Origin of the sequence: Arcicella rigui, from assembly GCF_034929435.1 — a bacterium.
Taxonomy (GTDB): domain Bacteria; phylum Bacteroidota; class Bacteroidia; order Cytophagales; family Spirosomataceae; genus Arcicella; species Arcicella rigui.
The window spans coordinates 259297-273452 of the sequence record NZ_JAYFUM010000001.1 but is presented as its reverse complement, the minus strand read 5'-3'; the positions used below and the strand labels follow the sequence as shown (position 1 = coordinate 273452).

Here is a 14156-nt window from a genome sequence, read left to right as displayed (position 1 = left end):
ATCAAATTGCCAGAATATTATTGACCACTACCCTGTCAAATTATATGATTACTTAGAGTAAAGTTCAACGATTGCTTGCTCATTGAAGTTCTCTGGAATGTCAGAACGTTCTGGATAAGAAACGAATTTACCAGTCATTGTAGGTGTATCCCATTCTAACCAGTTGAAACGTTTTCCAGCTTTTCCAGCAAGTGAGTTAGAAACTACTTCTAATGACTTAGATTTCTCACGTACACTTACTAATTGTCCTGGCTTAAGAGAATATGATGGAATGTTTACAATTTCACCATCAATCAAAATATGTTTATGAATAACCAACTGACGAGCTGCACGACGAGTAGGAGCAATTCCTAAACGATAAACAGTGTTGTCTAAGCGAGCTTCACAAAGTTTCAAAAGGTTTTCACCTTTGATACCTTCTCTTACTGCTGCTTTGTGGTATAGATTTTCAAATTGCTTTTCAAGGATACCATAAGTATATTTCACTTTTTGCTTTTCTTTCAATTGTAAAGCATATTCTGAAACTTTACCACGTTTACCTTTACCGTGCTGACCTGGGCCATAGTTTTTGCGAGCTAACGCTTTGCTTGGACCTAAGATTGGCTCACCAAAACGACGAGCAATTTTTGATTTTGGACCTGTATATCTTGCCATTTCTAATGTTAATAAGTCATCAAACCTCTTTTGTTCGATGAAGTAATTATTGTAAATAAAAGGAAACGTTAATAATTACTAATTAACGTTTCCAGTAAATTTTTAAGAAGATTAAACTCTACGACGTTTTGGAGGACGACATCCGTTGTGAGGTAGTGGAGTAATATCTTTGATAGATAATACTTCGATACCAGCATTAGAGATAGTTCTGATAGCAGATTCACGACCTGAACCTGGTCCTTTTACAAATACATCAGCTTTTTTCATTCCAGCTTCAACAGCAACTGCAGCACAGTTGGTTGCAGCAGTCTGAGCAGCATAAGGAGTATTTTTCTTAGACCCTTTGAAGCCCATTTTACCAGCAGAAGCCCAAGAGATTACTTGTCCTTGACTGTTAGTAATAGAAATAATGATGTTATTAAAAGAAGCTTTGATGTGTACTTGACCATGCTGCTCAACTACAACAACTCTCTTCTTTGCTTTGTCTTTTCTTTTAGCCTGTGCCATTGTTAGATTTGTTTTTCAATTCCAGTTTTGAGTTCGTACATTCCCTTTGGGCAACCTTCTCATCTTAGAACTCGACGAATTAAGAAATTAAATTCTTAAACTCAGTCTAATTTTTACTTAGTAGCTTTTTTCTTGTTCGCAATAGTCTTACGCTTACCTTTACGAGTACGAGAGTTGTTCTTAGTTCTCTGTCCACGTAATGGAAGACCTTTACGGTGACGAAGACCACGGTAACAACCGATGTCCATCAAACGCTTGATGTTCAACTGGATTTCAGAACGAAGTTGACCTTCAGTTTTGAATTCTCCAGCGATAATCGCACGAATTGCACTTGCCTCTTCATCGTTCCATTCGCCAGCTTTTTTGTCGAAAGAAATATTAGCCTGTGTTAAAATTTTCTGAGCAGTGCTACGACCTATTCCGAAGATATAAGTCAAAGCAATTTCGCCTCTTTTTTTGTCGGGAATATCAACCCCTGCAATACGAGCCATACTTTTTTAGCTTTTTAGATTTTAAATGAAGGAAGTTTCTCAACTACCCCATGTTAATAATCATCCTTGTCTTTGTTTGAACTTTGGATTTTTCTTGTTAATAACATAAAGTTTTCCGTGACGACGAATTACTTTACATTCAGCACTACGCTTCTTGATAGACGCTTTAACTTTCATTCTAGTATTTATTAATGTTTCTATTAATTACAGTTTTACAAAAAGCATCCGTAAAATTTACTGAGACTATCAATTGCCAACTGCCTATTTTACTTGTAACGGTACACAATTCTTGCTTTACTTAAGTCATAAGGTGACATTTCTAATTTCACCTTATCACCAGGTAAGATTTTGATGTAATTCATTCGCATCTTACCAGAAATATGGGCAATCACTTGATGGGTATTTTCTAACTCTACTCTAAACATAGCATTTGAAAGAGCCTCAATGATAATTCCATCTACTTCTATTGATGATTGTTTTGCCATAAATTCAATTTGAAAATTTTCAAATATTAACGATGTACTCTGATTTAGCTATTACTTCTTCTATAAACTTAAACGTTGTAAGAATGTCTGCCTTATCTTTTTTAATTGCTACTGTATGTTCAAAATGGGCAGATGGCTTACGGTCTTGAGTTCTGATTGTCCAACCGTCGTTCTCTTGATGGATGGCTTTCTTTCCTTGGTTTACCATTGGTTCAATGGCAATTACCATGTTTTCTTTCAACTTTGCTCCATCTCCTCTTCTACCATAGTTTGCTACTTCTGGCTTTTCGTGAAGAGATTTCCCAACACCATGCCCTACTAATTCTCTAACAATGGTAAAACCTACTTTCTCATTATAAGATTGAATGGCAAAGCCAATATCTCCAATTCTTTTACCAAGTACTGCTTGTTCAATTCCTTGGTATAATGACTCTTTAGTAGTTTTCAACAAACGAAGGGTTTCTTCATTTACGTTTCCAATTGCATAAGTATAGGCACTGTCTGCATGAAAACCATTTTTAAATACACCGCAATCAATTGAAACAATATCTCCGTCTTTAAGCTGATAATTATTTGGAATCCCATGAACAACAACATCATTTACCGAAATACATAATGAAGCTGGGAACTTGTTTCCACTTACATTATAATTTAAAAAAGAAGGAATACTATTATTGTCTTTAATAAATTCGTAAGCAACTTTATCTAACTCTTTCGTTGTAATGCCTGGTTTCAATAATTTGGCAACTTCAGCATGAGTCTGACCAAGTATAACTCCATTAGCTCTTATTATTTCTAAGTCGCTATTTGTTTTTAGATAAATCATTATTTATTGTGTCAAGGATACGTTTATCCTTAAAATTTACTGAGCAATCGCCTCTGTTCTACCTTTTACTCTACCTGATTGCATCAAGCCTTCATATTTACGCATCAACAAGTAACTTTCAATCTGTTGTAAAGTATCTAATACTACACCTACTAAGATAAGTAAAGATGTACCTCCGAAGAAAGAAGCAAAACCACGAGTGATACCAAATAAACTTGCAAGTGCAGGAAGAATAGCGATAACAGCTAACATGATTGCACCCGGCAAAGTAATTCTATCTAAAATATCTGCAATGAAACTTGATGTAGCTTCACCAGGTTTAACACCCGGAACAAAACCACCACCTCTTTTCATATCATCAGAAATTTGCGTTGGGTTAATTGAAATAGCCGTGTAGAAAAATGTAAACACGATAATCAAGAACGCAAATAACAAATTATATTCTATTGAAGTAAAGTCACTAAATTTCTGAGCAATTGATTGTGCGAACTCGCTTTTTTCAGCAAAAGAACCTGCTACTAAACCCGGTACAAACATTAATGCTTGAGCAAAAATGATTGGCATTACACCAGCCGAATTTAATTTTAATGGAATGTACTGACGTTCTCCACTTGCAGCTACTGCTCTATTACCTACTACTTGTTTAGCATATTGTACAGGTATTCTTCTTACCGCCTGAGTAACCATTACAGCTCCCATTACAACAAAGAATAAAACTACAACTTCAATCACAAACAATAAAGCACCAGACATACCACGAGATTGAGCTTCACCGATAATTGAACCAGGGAAACGAGATACAATACCAATCATAATTAGCATTGAAATACCATTACCTACTCCTTTATCTGTGATTTTTTCACCTAACCACATACAAAACATTGTACCAGCAATTAGAATAATTACCGAAAACAAACGGAAAGACCATGCACTAACAATAATGGCGTCGGCAGGAATAGTAGTTTGTAAATACGCAGTTGCTTGTGCAGCAGTGACAAAAATTGTCAAAACACGTGTAATTTGATTTAATTTCTTTCTTCCAGATTCCCCATCTTTCTGCATCTTTTGGAAATACGGCAAAGCAATTGTTAATAATTGAATTGCAATAGAAGCAGAAATATAAGGCATAATACCTAAAGCAAATATTGAAGCATTGTTAAATGCTCCACCCGAAAACATATTCAACAAACCTAATAAACCGCCATCTCCTTTTTGTTCTAACTTATTAGCATCAATGCCTGGCAAAACAATATATGAACCTAAACGGAAAAAGGTGATAAACAACAGGGTGTTAAGAATTCTACCTCTTAGCTCCTCTATTGAGAAAATGTTTTTGATAGTGTTAATAAACTTGTTCATGCTATCTGTTTAAATAATCGTCAAATAATGAATGAAAACTGAAATTGTTCAACTTTTTCTTTAATCACAAATCTGTTGCCAGCTTTTTACACGATTACTCAAATATTTCTGTTGTTTATCTAATTAATTTGAAAATCGGGAATTTAGAAACTCGATAACTAACAAAAACTTTGAAGTTGATTTGAAGTTTCAAATTTACATAATTTCAAACTACCCCACAATTGCTTTTCCGCCTGCTGCTTCGATAGCAGCTTTAGCTGATTCAGAAAAACCTTTAACTGTTACTTCTAAAGCTGAAGTTACTGTACCACGAGATAAGATTTTAACTAAATCGTTTTTAGAAACCAATCCATTGTTGTAAAGTACATCATGGTTGATTACTGTTACTCCAATTGAATCAGCTAATGCCTGAAGAGTATCAAGGTTGATAGCTTTATACTCTACACGGTTAATATTTTTAAATCCGAATTTCGGAACACGTCTTTGAAGAGGCATTTGACCACCTTCAAAACCAGCTTTACGAGAATAACCTGAACGTGATTTTGCACCTTTATGTCCACGAGCTGAAGTACCACCTAAACCAGAACCAGCACCACGACCAACTCTTTTTCTAACTTTTGTTGAGCCTGAAGCAGGCTGTAATGAAGAAAGATTCATTGTATTAATTTTTAAAAGTTTGCTAAACGCTACTCCCCTGTGGAGTAACTCGCTTGATTTTGAGTATAACCTCTAAAATCTTAGATATTTTCAACTACAATCATGTGTTGAACCGCACGAATCATACCTGCGATAGCTGGGTTCAATTCTTTTTCAACGCTTTTGTTCAATTTACCCAAACCTAAAGCTTGCATAGTACGTTTTTGAACTTCTGGACGTTTGATTGTACTTTTTACTTGTGTAATTTTTACCTTTGACATGGCTTATTTTGAATTATGAATTCAAAAATATGAATTGTGAATTACCAAGGCTATTAGCCATTTCATAATTCATAATTCATAATTTCGTAACTCTATCCGTTGAACACTTTTGCTAAAGAAACACTTCTTTGGAAGGCAACTGTATGCGGGTTTCTCATTTTCACAAGAGCATCAACTGTTGCTTTAACCACGTTATGTGGGTTTGAAGAACCTTTTGATTTTGCTAATACGTCATGTACACCAGCAGATTCTAATACAGCACGCATCGCACCACCAGCGATTACTCCAGTACCAGGAGCAGCAGGCTTTAACAATACGAAACCACCTGAGAATTTACCAATTTGTTCGTGAGGTACTGAGTTTTTCAATAAAGCTACTTGGAATACATTTTTCTTTGCATCTTCGATACCTTTAGCGATAGCATCTGTTACTTCGTTAGCTTTACCTAAACCGAATCCAACGATACCTTTTCCATCCCCTACTACAACAATTGCAGAAAAGCTGAAACGACGTCCACCTTTTACTACTTTTGCTACACGGTTGATAGCAACCACTTTTTCTTTCAATTCGCCTTCGTTAACCTTTATTGGCTTTGATATTAATTGCGACATTTTTTCTGAATTTGAAAATTTGTGAATTTGAACATTATTATGGTAATAATATGGTCAAATTAACTAATTAGAATTTAAGACCCCCTTCTCTTGCACCGTCGGCAATTGCTTTTACACGACCGTGATACAAGTATCCGTTACGGTCAAAAACAACCGCTAAAATACCAGCCGCTAATGCCTTTTCTGCGATTTTTACTCCTACTTGTTTAGCATTTTCGATATTACCGTTTGCTAATCCCAATTCTTTTGTTGAAACTGCTGCTAAGGTATGTCCTTGAACGTCGTCAATCAACTGAGCATAAACGCCCGTATTTGAACGGAACACCGACAATCTTGGTTTGCTGGCAGTACCAGAAACTTTAGCTCTGATTGACCGTTTAATGCGTAATCTTCTTGAATCTTTTTGCGTAGCCATTGTAATGTTTATAAGTTTTGTGGATTACCGACCCACGATTTCAATTTGAAACATAAAGAGTTTGAAAATTTGAAAACAATACATTTTCAAATTTTCAAATCTCAATAATTGCAAATTATAATTATTTTTTACCGCCAGTTTTACCAGCTTTTCTACGAATTTGCTCACCCACAAAACGAATACCTTTACCTTTGTAAGGTTCAATTTTACGTAATGAACGAATTTTTGCTGAAACTTGACCAATCAATTCTTTATCAATTCCTTCTAAAGTTACTTTAGGGTTTTGACCTTTCTCCATAGCAGTAGTTACTTTCAATTCGTTTGGAATCTGAATAAATACTGAGTGAGAATAACCTAAACTTAACTCAAGAATATTGCCTTGATTTGAAGCTTTGTAACCAACCCCAACAATTTCCATCTGTGCTTTATAACCTTCGCTTACACCAATAACCATGTTATTGATTAATGAACGGTACAAACCATGAAGAGCTTTGTGACGTTTTTGTTCAGTAGGACGTTTAACTGCTAATTCAGTACCTTCTACTTCAACAATAATATCTGGATCAATTGTACGCTCTAAAGTACCTTTAGGGCCTTTTACCGACACATGATTTTTATCAATTGTTACACCAACACCAGCTGGTAACGTGATAACTTTATTGCCAATTCTTGACATTTTTGTAAATAGTTTTGCTTAGATGGAAGCCATCACGTCTCTAAAAGATAACATTGATGGAAACTTCTTTCAGCGTTAAGAAATATTAATACACGTGGCAAAGCACTTCACCACCAACGTTTAACACACGAGCTTCTTTATCGGTGATAACCCCTTTTGATGTCGAAAGAATTGCAATACCTAAGCCGTTCAATACACGTGGCAACTCCGTTGCACCTTTGTACTTACGTAAACCTGGCTTAGAAATTCTTTCTAATTTAACGATTGCCGACTGCTTAGTAACGGGGTTATACTTCAAAGCAACTTTGATGGTACCCTGAACAGTTGTATCGTCAAATTTATAGTTTTGAATATATCCTTTATCAAAAAGCACTTTAGTGATTTCCTTTTTGATGTTAGAAGCAGGAATTTCAACGATTCTATGGCGTGCCTTGATGGCATTTCTCAATCGTGTTAAGTAATCTGCTATTGGATCTGTCATTGTTTTCGATATTTGAAACGAACCTTTCCTGAAAAGGCTCGCAAAATTACGGAATTAAAATTAAGAAGGCAAGATAATTTAATATTAAAATAAATCTAATTACTTAACTATCAATTATCTTATGCCGAAGGATACTACCAGCTTGATTTTGTTACACCTGGAATCAAACCATCTGATGCCATTTGGCGGAACGTAACACGGTTAATTCCGAATTTACGCATATAACCTCTTGGACGACCAGTTAGTTTACAACGGTTGTGCAAACGTACAGGCGAAGCATTTTTAGGTAACTTATCAAGCCCTAAATAATCACCAGCAGCTTTTAATGCAGCACGTTTAGCAGCATATTTAGCAACGGTTGCTTCTTTTTTTCTTTCTCTTGCTTTTACTGATTCTTTTGCCATTGTGTTGAGAATCTTTATGTGTTATCGGTTATCTGTTTCCGTTATCAGTTAATTGCTATTGAAGAATTGATTCAAAACGAACAATATCATTAATAACAGTTCAACAGATAACTTAAATCAATTACTTCTTCTGATTTGAGAAAGGCATTCCTAATGCTTTCAACAATGCGTTTGCCTCTTCGTCAGTGTTTGCGGTAGTTACGAATGTAATATCCATACCTGAGATTTTATTAACTTTGTCAATAGAGATTTCAGGGAAGATGATTTGTTCTTTAACACCTAATGTATAGTTACCACGGCCATCAAAACCTTTGTCTGACACCCCTTTGAAGTCACGTACACGTGGAAGTGATACAGTCATCAAACGGTCAAGGAATTCGTACATTTTGTTACCTCTCAACGTTACTTTCACACCGATAGGCATATTTTCACGTAATTTGAAGTTAGAAATTGCTTTCTTAGAAATTGTAGCAACGGCTTTTTGTCCGGCGATAAGGGTGATTTCTTCAATACCCGTATCAATCAATTTCTTGTCAGCCACGGCAGCTCCGATACCTTTGTTGATTACAACTTTAGTAATTTTAGGAACTTGCATTACTGATTTGTATTGAAATTTTTCCTTTAAAGCAGGAACGATTTCATTTACATACTTATCTTTCAGTCTTGTAGTTGTCATTTTATGAAAATTTATGTGGATTTCCGACCCACTTTTTCAATTGAATAGCTCTACCAAAGCAAAGCTATTTACTTGAGATTTAATTAAATGAACTTTCCTGTTGCTTTAGAAAATCTTTGCAACTTTCCTTCTTCGTTCAATTTACGACCTGTACGTACTGGCTTGCCATTTTCAGCAACTGCCAAGTTTGAGATGTGAATAGAACCTTCACGTTTCTCAATACCACCTTGTGGAGTATTAGCGTTTGGCTTTACGTGTTTAGTTTGAAGATTTACGCCTTCAACGATAGCACGTTGCTTATCAACTAATACTTTTTTGATTACGCCTGTCTGACCTTTTGAGTTTCCAGCGATAACGATAACTGTATCACCAGATTTGATGTGCAGTTTTGGCTGCTTATTAAACTTTCTTTCCATGATACGAATTATGATTAAAGCACCTCTGGGGCTAATGAAACGATTTTCATGAAACCTGCATCACGCAATTCACGTGCAACTGGTCCGAAAATACGAGTACCACGTGGCTCGTCGTTGGCATTCAACAATACGGCTGCGTTATCCTCGAAACGAATATATGAACCGTCTTTACGACGAATCTCTTTTTTAGTTCTTACTACTACGGCTTTAGAAACCGTACCTTTCTTCATATTTGATGATGAAAGTGCTGATTTAACAGTCACTACAATTTTATCACCAATTGAAGCGTATCTTTTTCCTGTACCGCCCAACACACGGATAACCAGAACTTCTTTAGCTCCTGAGTTATCTGCTACGCCGAGTCTTGATTCTTGCTGTACCATTTTATGATTGGAATACTGATTTTAACGAAAAATTTAACTTCTTTTAATGTGGATTGTTGGGAAGGAAATTATTTCGCTTTCTCGATAACTTCAACTAATCTCCAACGCTTATTTTTTGAAAGTGGACGAGTTTCCATCACTTTCACTGTATCACCAATACCACACTCATTGTTCTCATCGTGAGCCATCAACTTTGAAGTTTTTTTCATAAACTTACCATAAAGTGGATGTTTTACTTTTCTTTCTACGGCTACAGTGATTGATTTATCCATCTTGTCGCTCACTACACGCCCTACTCTGATTTTTCTCAGATTTCTTTTTAATTCTTCCATCGTTGGATTTTTTAATTGTTGTTACACGATTGACCTCAAGCGTTATTTTGATGAGGTCTGTTAAAATTACTTTTCAGTAATTGATTTATTTCGCTGCTGAGATAGCAGTTTCCAATCGAGCGATAACTTTACGAGCCTCACGGATACGTAACGGATTTTCAATTGGAGAAATAGCGTGAGCAAACTTTAGGCGAGCTAAAGCCTCTTTTTCAGAGGCTAAAGTACTTACTAATTCTTCTACGCTTAATTTTTTGATTTCTGCGTTTTTCATGACTTTGATTATGAAATATGATAATCTGAATTATTAATTAACCGATTTGATAAACTTTGGAAAGCCATCAAATCATAACTAACCAAATTTTCAAATTATTGTGCTTCTTGATAATCTCTACGCACTACGAATGAAGTACGAAGTGGCAATTTTTGAGCAGCTAAACGAAGTGCTTCTTGTGCCAATTCTAAAGGTACACCAGCCGATTCGAACAAGATTGTTCCTGGCTTGATACTTGCTACCCAATACTCAGGAGCACCTTTACCTTTACCCATACGTACCTCGGCAGGCTTCTTAGTGATAGGTTTGTCAGGGAAAATACGAATCCAAACTTGACCTTCACGTTTCATGGCACGAGTTACTGAAATACGAGCCGCTTCAATCTGACGAGCAGTGATGCGTCCTGGTTCCAAAGCTTTGATAGCGAACGTACCGAAATCAAGTTCATGACCACGAGTAGCGTTTCCTTTAATCCTACCTTTCTGTTGCTTACGGAACTTGGTTCTTTTTGGTTGTAACATTGTCTTATTAAGTCTATGGGTCGGTGGCTTCAAGAATTAAGAAAATAAACACTTTCTTACATTTCACTACTGACCACTGACAAGAATTTACGAATTATCTCTTACCACCCGCTGGTTTGTTGCCACCGCCCGCACGATTTCCGCCAGGTTTGTTAGCTCCGCCACCACGGTTGTTATTGTTATTATTACGACGTTGTGCATCGTCACGGCCACCACGGTTGTCACGACCACCACGACCTTTACGATCGCCTTCTTCGCCACGTCCACCACGGTTGTTACCACCACGAGCATCAGCTCCGCCAGCAGCTTGTTGAGCAGCCATTCCAGCATTTGGAGAAAGGTCACGTTTTCCGTAAACTTCACCACGGAAAATCCATACTTTAATACCGATTTTTCCGTAAACTGTTAATGCTTCTGAAATAGCGTAATCAATATCAGCACGAAGTGTGTGCAAAGGAATACGTCCTTCTTTGTATCCTTCAGAACGTGCCATTTCAGCACCTCCTAAACGACCTGAAAGTTTCAATTTGATACCTTGAGCACCTACACGCATAGCTGATGCGATAGCTTGCTTCATAGCACGACGGAAAGAAATACGAGCCTCTAATTGTTGAGCGATAGCCTCACCAATTAATTTAGCATCAATCTCAGGGCGTTTAATTTCAAAGATGTTAATTTGAACATCTTTCCCTGTGATTTTCTTTAATTCTTCCTTGATTTTATCAACTTCTTGACCACCTTTACCAATTACAACGCCCGGACGAGCAGTATTGATAGTCAAAGTTATCCGCTTTAAAGTACGCTCAATAATTACCTTAGAGATTGCACCCTTTGGAATACGTGCGGCAACATATTTACGAATTTTATCGTCTTCAACTAATTTATCGGCAAAACTCTTACCACCATACCAGTTAGAATCCCAACCTCTGACGATACCAAGTCTAAAACCAACGGGGTTTATTTTCTGTCCCATTTTTTGATATTTAGATTATTTCTCTAATTATTCTGTGATTATTGTTGGTGCGGTTGCTGAGGCAACTACAAGAGTGATGTGGTTAGAACGTTTCAAGATTCTATGACCACGACCTTGTGGAGCCGGACGCAAACGCTTTAATGAGCTACCGCCATCTACTGTAACGGTTTTAACATATAAGTCAGCATCTTCTAACTTTACATCCTCATTTTTATTTTGCCAGTTAGCAATGGCTGAGAGTAACAATTTCTCAACGTGTCTTGCACCAACCTTAGGCTCGTATTTCAAAATACCGAGAGCCTTATTTACTTTCTGACCTCTAATCATGTCAACCACGATTCTCATTTTCTGAGGTGAAGTCGGAACATTATTTAACTTAGCTACTGCTTCCATTTTTTTGAATTATGAATTTTGAATTTTGAATTATGAATTGATTCGTTAAGTAAATAATTCATAACTCATAACTCATAATTTTTTAACGTTTGCCTTTATCTTTTTTTGCCGTGTGACCTCGGAAGTTGCGTGTTGGAGCAAATTCACCCAATTTATGACCTACCATGTTCTCTGTCACAAATACTGGAATAAATTTGTTTCCATTATGCACTGCGAAAGTGTGCCCAACGAAATCAGGTGAAATCATCGAACGACGTGACCAAGTCTTAATAACTGACTTTTTTCCTGATTCGGTCATGACTTGCACCTTGTTGTCAAGGCGGTAGTCAATATAAGGTCCTTTTTTTAATGAACGTGCCATCTACCTATTTTTTCTTTCTACTGATGATTAGACGATTTGATTGTTTCTTCGGCGTACGAGTTTTCTTACCTTTCGCTAATAAACCTTTACGTGAACGAGGGTGACCTCCTGATGAGCGACCCTCACCACCACCCATTGGGTGATCGACTGGGTTCATAACTACACCACGAACTCTTGGACGGCGACCTAACCAACGATGACGACCTGCTTTACCCATTACGGTATTCATGTGGTCACTGTTAGATACCGAACCTACTGTAGCTAAACATCTTGACAATACCATACGCATCTCGCCTGAAGGCAATTTCAACGTAGCATATTTGCTATCACGAGCTAACAACTGTGCATAAGTACCCGCAGAACGAGCCATCTCTGCACCACCACCTGGGCGAAGTTCAATTGCGTGAACAATTGTACCTGTTGGGATATTCGCTAATGGAATAGTGTTACCTACTTCTGGTGCTGCTGTAGCACTTGAGATTACTTTTTGCCCAACTGTAATTCCTGCTGGAGCAATGATGTACGCTTTTTCGCCGTCTGTATATTCAATAAGAGCGATACGAGCTGTACGGTTTGGATCGTATTCTACTGTTAAAACTGTTGCTTCAACATCGAATTTATTACGGAAGAAATCAACTAAACGATAACGACGTTTGTGACCTCCACCGATATAACGCATGGCACGGTGTCCATCTGCATTACGACCACCTGTTCTTTTTACTGGGGCTAACAAAGGCTTGTACGGTCTTGAAGCGGTTATGTCTTCAAAAGTCGCAGCAATCCTGTGGCGTGAACCCGGACTTGTTGGTTTTAATTTTCTAGTAGCTGCCATTTCTGTGCTTTGTTCAATTTATCGGGATGAACTCCCATAGTTAAGTAATTTGAAATTGGATAACTTGAAAATGAAATCGAGTTCCAGATATTCAAATTAGCTTAATTCAAATTATAATTTAAATTCCATCATAGAAATCGATAACTTCACCTTTAGCGATAGTTACGATTGCCTTTTTGAATGTTGAAGTAACTCCAGAAGTAACTTTAGTTCTTGTACTTCTTGATTTCTTCTTACCAAATTGGCGAAGTGTGTTTACAGCCGTAACTTCAACACCGTACATTTTCTTGATTTCTTTCGCAATCTCGATTTTGTTTGTCTTGTTTGCTACTTCGAAAACGTACTGACCGCCTTTCTGTAAGTCCTGAGATTTCTCAGTAAGAATTGGTCTTTTGATAATGCTCATTTTCTTATTTTCGTTATTTATTACTCGCTATTTGTTATCTGCTAAACGTTTTTCATACGGATAACGAATAACAATTAACTAATAACTAATTACTAAAAGATGATTCGATTTTTGAAATTGCTCCTTCTACAATAAGCAATTTTGATGCGTTTACTAAATCATAAGTATTGATTTGTCCTGTTGTAGCAATTTTCGTTTTTGGAAGATTACGACCTGACAAATAAACATTTTGATTTTCTTCTGGCAAGATTAACAATGTCTTAGTATCATTTAAAGACAATGCGTTTAATAATGCTAAGTAAGATTTAGTTTTTGGTGCTTCAAAAGAGAATCCTTCTAACACTGTTACTGAACCTGACTGTACTTTAGCAGCATAAGCTGATTGACGAGCTAAAGATTTCACTTTCTTGTTTACTTTGAAAGAGTAATCTCTTGGAACTGGACCGAAAATACGACCACCACCTTTCATCAATGGAGATTTAGCTGAACCTGCACGAGCACCACCTGTACCTTTTTGCTTTTTAAGCTTGCGAGTTGAACGAGCTACTTCTGCTCTTGGTTTTGATTTGTGAGTTCCCTGACGCTGATTTGCCAAGAACTGCTTCACGTCTAACCAAACTACGTGTTCGTTTGGCTCGATGCCAAAGATTTCGTCAGAAAGAATTACCTTTTTGCCTGTATCTTCGCCTTTTATGTTTAAAACTGATAATTCCATTATTTCTTCTTAATTTGAAAATTTGATTATTTGAAAATTTGAAATAAAACT

Annotated in this window: 26 protein-coding genes; all 26 read right to left on the bottom strand. The window is 36.7% G+C overall.

The genetic code is table 11. The features are described 5' to 3' along the window. Positions 1-48 precede the first annotated feature (48 nt). The gene (rpsD, locus tag VB248_RS01320) at positions 49-654 is read right to left on the bottom strand and encodes a 30S ribosomal protein S4 (protein WP_309914672.1); all 606 of its coding nucleotides are present in this window, start codon (positions 652-654) and stop codon (positions 49-51) included. A 111-nt stretch (positions 655-765) separates the two neighbouring features. Further along, the gene (rpsK, locus tag VB248_RS01315) at positions 766-1161 is read right to left on the bottom strand and encodes a 30S ribosomal protein S11 (protein WP_323294918.1); all 396 of its coding nucleotides are present in this window, start codon (positions 1159-1161) and stop codon (positions 766-768) included. A gap of 113 nt (positions 1162-1274) precedes the next feature. Continuing rightward, a complete protein-coding gene (rpsM, locus tag VB248_RS01310; RefSeq protein WP_109741970.1) occupies positions 1275-1652 on the bottom strand; it encodes a 30S ribosomal protein S13 in 378 nt (125 codons plus the stop codon). 60 nt (positions 1653-1712) lie between these two features. Then, complete coding sequence (gene rpmJ, locus VB248_RS01305; RefSeq protein WP_109324399.1) at positions 1713-1829, bottom strand: 50S ribosomal protein L36; 117 nt, start codon at positions 1827-1829, stop codon at positions 1713-1715. 89 nt (positions 1830-1918) lie between these two features. After that, complete coding sequence (infA, locus tag VB248_RS01300; RefSeq protein ID WP_095160735.1) at positions 1919-2137, bottom strand: translation initiation factor IF-1; 219 nt, start codon at positions 2135-2137, stop codon at positions 1919-1921. Between the two features lie 19 nt (positions 2138-2156). Continuing rightward, entirely contained in the window at positions 2157-2963 is an 807-nt protein-coding gene (gene map, locus VB248_RS01295; protein ID WP_323294917.1) for a type I methionyl aminopeptidase, read from the bottom strand. A 36-nt stretch (positions 2964-2999) separates the two neighbouring features. After that, positions 3000-4322 carry a preprotein translocase subunit SecY gene (gene secY / locus VB248_RS01290; RefSeq protein WP_323294916.1) on the bottom strand — a complete coding sequence of 441 codons (1323 nt, stop codon included), beginning with the start codon at positions 4320-4322 and terminating at the stop codon, positions 3000-3002. Positions 4323-4532: 210 nt separating this feature from the next. Then, positions 4533-4979 (bottom strand): 50S ribosomal protein L15, encoded by a 447-nt coding sequence (gene rplO / locus VB248_RS01285; RefSeq protein ID WP_323294915.1) that lies wholly within the window; start codon positions 4977-4979, stop codon positions 4533-4535. Positions 4980-5059: 80 nt separating this feature from the next. After that, on the bottom strand, positions 5060-5239 hold the full coding sequence (gene rpmD, locus VB248_RS01280) for a 50S ribosomal protein L30 (protein ID WP_323294914.1): 180 nt from the start codon (positions 5237-5239) through the stop codon (positions 5060-5062). Between the two features lie 92 nt (positions 5240-5331). Further along, positions 5332-5850: a 30S ribosomal protein S5 gene (gene rpsE, locus VB248_RS01275; RefSeq protein WP_309913337.1), complete on the bottom strand. Its 519-nt coding sequence runs from the start codon at positions 5848-5850 to the stop codon at positions 5332-5334. A gap of 67 nt (positions 5851-5917) precedes the next feature. Beyond that, positions 5918-6265 carry a 50S ribosomal protein L18 gene (gene rplR / locus VB248_RS01270; protein ID WP_323294913.1) on the bottom strand — a complete coding sequence of 116 codons (348 nt, stop codon included), beginning with the start codon at positions 6263-6265 and terminating at the stop codon, positions 5918-5920. A 121-nt stretch (positions 6266-6386) separates the two neighbouring features. Then, complete coding sequence (gene rplF / locus VB248_RS01265; protein WP_323294912.1) at positions 6387-6941, bottom strand: 50S ribosomal protein L6; 555 nt, start codon at positions 6939-6941, stop codon at positions 6387-6389. Between the two features lie 85 nt (positions 6942-7026). Beyond that, positions 7027-7422, bottom strand: a complete 396-nt coding sequence (gene rpsH, locus VB248_RS01260; RefSeq protein ID WP_184128579.1) for a 30S ribosomal protein S8 — start codon at positions 7420-7422, stop codon at positions 7027-7029. A 134-nt stretch (positions 7423-7556) separates the two neighbouring features. Beyond that, entirely contained in the window at positions 7557-7826 is a 270-nt protein-coding gene (gene rpsN / locus VB248_RS01255) for a 30S ribosomal protein S14 (RefSeq protein ID WP_109741979.1), read from the bottom strand. A gap of 121 nt (positions 7827-7947) precedes the next feature. Continuing rightward, entirely contained in the window at positions 7948-8502 is a 555-nt protein-coding gene (gene rplE / locus VB248_RS01250; RefSeq protein ID WP_323294911.1) for a 50S ribosomal protein L5, read from the bottom strand. A gap of 83 nt (positions 8503-8585) precedes the next feature. Beyond that, positions 8586-8918: a 50S ribosomal protein L24 gene (gene rplX, locus VB248_RS01245; RefSeq protein WP_323294910.1), complete on the bottom strand. Its 333-nt coding sequence runs from the start codon at positions 8916-8918 to the stop codon at positions 8586-8588. Positions 8919-8932: 14 nt separating this feature from the next. Then, positions 8933-9301 carry a 50S ribosomal protein L14 gene (gene rplN / locus VB248_RS01240; protein WP_309913324.1) on the bottom strand — a complete coding sequence of 123 codons (369 nt, stop codon included), beginning with the start codon at positions 9299-9301 and terminating at the stop codon, positions 8933-8935. Between the two features lie 68 nt (positions 9302-9369). Beyond that, entirely contained in the window at positions 9370-9633 is a 264-nt protein-coding gene (gene rpsQ, locus VB248_RS01235; RefSeq protein WP_184128565.1) for a 30S ribosomal protein S17, read from the bottom strand. An 85-nt stretch (positions 9634-9718) separates the two neighbouring features. Continuing rightward, on the bottom strand, positions 9719-9904 hold the full coding sequence (gene rpmC, locus VB248_RS01230) for a 50S ribosomal protein L29 (protein WP_323294909.1): 186 nt from the start codon (positions 9902-9904) through the stop codon (positions 9719-9721). Positions 9905-9999: 95 nt separating this feature from the next. Further along, on the bottom strand, positions 10000-10425 hold the full coding sequence (gene rplP / locus VB248_RS01225; RefSeq protein ID WP_323294908.1) for a 50S ribosomal protein L16: 426 nt from the start codon (positions 10423-10425) through the stop codon (positions 10000-10002). Between the two features lie 94 nt (positions 10426-10519). Continuing rightward, on the bottom strand, positions 10520-11398 hold the full coding sequence (gene rpsC / locus VB248_RS01220) for a 30S ribosomal protein S3 (protein WP_323294907.1): 879 nt from the start codon (positions 11396-11398) through the stop codon (positions 10520-10522). A gap of 27 nt (positions 11399-11425) precedes the next feature. Next, positions 11426-11791 carry a 50S ribosomal protein L22 gene (gene rplV / locus VB248_RS01215; protein ID WP_184128552.1) on the bottom strand — a complete coding sequence of 122 codons (366 nt, stop codon included), beginning with the start codon at positions 11789-11791 and terminating at the stop codon, positions 11426-11428. Positions 11792-11873: 82 nt separating this feature from the next. Continuing rightward, entirely contained in the window at positions 11874-12152 is a 279-nt protein-coding gene (rpsS, locus tag VB248_RS01210; RefSeq protein WP_184128536.1) for a 30S ribosomal protein S19, read from the bottom strand. Positions 12153-12156: 4 nt separating this feature from the next. Continuing rightward, complete coding sequence (gene rplB / locus VB248_RS01205; protein WP_323294906.1) at positions 12157-12984, bottom strand: 50S ribosomal protein L2; 828 nt, start codon at positions 12982-12984, stop codon at positions 12157-12159. A 118-nt stretch (positions 12985-13102) separates the two neighbouring features. Continuing rightward, on the bottom strand, positions 13103-13390 hold the full coding sequence (gene rplW / locus VB248_RS01200; RefSeq protein ID WP_323294905.1) for a 50S ribosomal protein L23: 288 nt from the start codon (positions 13388-13390) through the stop codon (positions 13103-13105). 85 nt (positions 13391-13475) lie between these two features. Next, complete coding sequence (gene rplD, locus VB248_RS01195) at positions 13476-14105, bottom strand: 50S ribosomal protein L4 (RefSeq protein ID WP_323294904.1); 630 nt, start codon at positions 14103-14105, stop codon at positions 13476-13478. Positions 14106-14156 lie beyond the last annotated feature (51 nt).

What these genes read in the sequence shown, in the direction of transcription:
- rplR (WP_323294913.1), bottom strand. Translation starts at nt 6,265, where the DNA reads ATGGCTACGCAAAAAGATTCAAGAAGATTACGCATTAAACGGTCAATC.
- rpsQ (WP_184128565.1), bottom strand. Translation starts at nt 9,633, where the DNA reads ATGGAAGAATTAAAAAGAAATCTGAGAAAAATCAGAGTAGGGCGTGTA.
- rpmC (WP_323294909.1), bottom strand. Translation starts at nt 9,904, where the DNA reads ATGAAAAACGCAGAAATCAAAAAATTAAGCGTAGAAGAATTAGTAAGT.
- rplO (WP_323294915.1), bottom strand. Translation starts at nt 4,979, where the DNA reads ATGAATCTTTCTTCATTACAGCCTGCTTCAGGCTCAACAAAAGTTAGA.
- map (WP_323294917.1), bottom strand. Translation starts at nt 2,963, where the DNA reads ATGATTTATCTAAAAACAAATAGCGACTTAGAAATAATAAGAGCTAAT.
- rplF (WP_323294912.1), bottom strand. Translation starts at nt 6,941, where the DNA reads ATGTCAAGAATTGGCAATAAAGTTATCACGTTACCAGCTGGTGTTGGT.
- rpsD (WP_309914672.1), bottom strand. Translation starts at nt 654, where the DNA reads ATGGCAAGATATACAGGTCCAAAATCAAAAATTGCTCGTCGTTTTGGT.
- rplB (WP_323294906.1), bottom strand. Translation starts at nt 12,984, where the DNA reads ATGGCAGCTACTAGAAAATTAAAACCAACAAGTCCGGGTTCACGCCAC.
- rplD (WP_323294904.1), bottom strand. Translation starts at nt 14,105, where the DNA reads ATGGAATTATCAGTTTTAAACATAAAAGGCGAAGATACAGGCAAAAAG.
- rpsM (WP_109741970.1), bottom strand. Translation starts at nt 1,652, where the DNA reads ATGGCTCGTATTGCAGGGGTTGATATTCCCGACAAAAAAAGAGGCGAA.
- rplV (WP_184128552.1), bottom strand. Translation starts at nt 11,791, where the DNA reads ATGGAAGCAGTAGCTAAGTTAAATAATGTTCCGACTTCACCTCAGAAA.
- rplN (WP_309913324.1), bottom strand. Translation starts at nt 9,301, where the DNA reads ATGGTACAGCAAGAATCAAGACTCGGCGTAGCAGATAACTCAGGAGCT.
- rpmD (WP_323294914.1), bottom strand. Translation starts at nt 5,239, where the DNA reads ATGTCAAAGGTAAAAATTACACAAGTAAAAAGTACAATCAAACGTCCA.
- rpsK (WP_323294918.1), bottom strand. Translation starts at nt 1,161, where the DNA reads ATGGCACAGGCTAAAAGAAAAGACAAAGCAAAGAAGAGAGTTGTTGTA.
- rpmJ (WP_109324399.1), bottom strand. Translation starts at nt 1,829, where the DNA reads ATGAAAGTTAAAGCGTCTATCAAGAAGCGTAGTGCTGAATGTAAAGTA.
- rpsE (WP_309913337.1), bottom strand. Translation starts at nt 5,850, where the DNA reads ATGTCGCAATTAATATCAAAGCCAATAAAGGTTAACGAAGGCGAATTG.
- rplW (WP_323294905.1), bottom strand. Translation starts at nt 13,390, where the DNA reads ATGAGCATTATCAAAAGACCAATTCTTACTGAGAAATCTCAGGACTTA.
- rpsN (WP_109741979.1), bottom strand. Translation starts at nt 7,826, where the DNA reads ATGGCAAAAGAATCAGTAAAAGCAAGAGAAAGAAAAAAAGAAGCAACC.
- rplX (WP_323294910.1), bottom strand. Translation starts at nt 8,918, where the DNA reads ATGGAAAGAAAGTTTAATAAGCAGCCAAAACTGCACATCAAATCTGGT.
- rplE (WP_323294911.1), bottom strand. Translation starts at nt 8,502, where the DNA reads ATGACAACTACAAGACTGAAAGATAAGTATGTAAATGAAATCGTTCCT.
- secY (WP_323294916.1), bottom strand. Translation starts at nt 4,322, where the DNA reads ATGAACAAGTTTATTAACACTATCAAAAACATTTTCTCAATAGAGGAG.
- infA (WP_095160735.1), bottom strand. Translation starts at nt 2,137, where the DNA reads ATGGCAAAACAATCATCAATAGAAGTAGATGGAATTATCATTGAGGCT.
- rpsC (WP_323294907.1), bottom strand. Translation starts at nt 11,398, where the DNA reads ATGGGACAGAAAATAAACCCCGTTGGTTTTAGACTTGGTATCGTCAGA.
- rpsH (WP_184128579.1), bottom strand. Translation starts at nt 7,422, where the DNA reads ATGACAGATCCAATAGCAGATTACTTAACACGATTGAGAAATGCCATC.
- rpsS (WP_184128536.1), bottom strand. Translation starts at nt 12,152, where the DNA reads ATGGCACGTTCATTAAAAAAAGGACCTTATATTGACTACCGCCTTGAC.
- rplP (WP_323294908.1), bottom strand. Translation starts at nt 10,425, where the DNA reads ATGTTACAACCAAAAAGAACCAAGTTCCGTAAGCAACAGAAAGGTAGG.